This window comes from Dawidia cretensis (assembly GCF_018598175.1).
In the GTDB taxonomy this organism is placed as follows: Bacteria; Bacteroidota; Bacteroidia; order Cytophagales; family Cyclobacteriaceae; genus Ohtaekwangia; species Ohtaekwangia cretensis.
The window spans coordinates 1-260 of sequence record NZ_JAHESE010000210.1 but is presented as its reverse complement, the minus strand read 5'-3'; the positions used below and the strand labels follow the sequence as shown (position 1 = coordinate 260).

At 40.0% G+C, this 260-nt stretch carries 1 protein-coding gene; it reads left to right on the top strand.

Features of this window, described 5'->3' with window-relative positions:
- Nucleotides 1–260: hypothetical protein (locus tag KK062_RS30390; RefSeq protein ID WP_254088131.1), on the top strand; the 260-nt coding region annotated here is incomplete at both ends.

Here is a 260-nt window from a genome sequence, read left to right as displayed (position 1 = left end):
AATAGTGATTGCATAAACCCCTCAACTTACATCACAGATTTTAATGCATTAACCGTGGCCCAGTTTAATGGCACTCAATGGGTCGACATGGGTAGAGGAGGTGTAAGTGGTGTTGTAACTAACGGGTCAATAACAAGCAGTTTATCCATACCCCAGGGTTATATCACTCTTGGATCTTACTCAGCAGCAAATACACTGCCTGTTGAATTATTGGAGTTTAGTGCTATATCTGGAGCCAATGTTATTAATATAAAATGGAC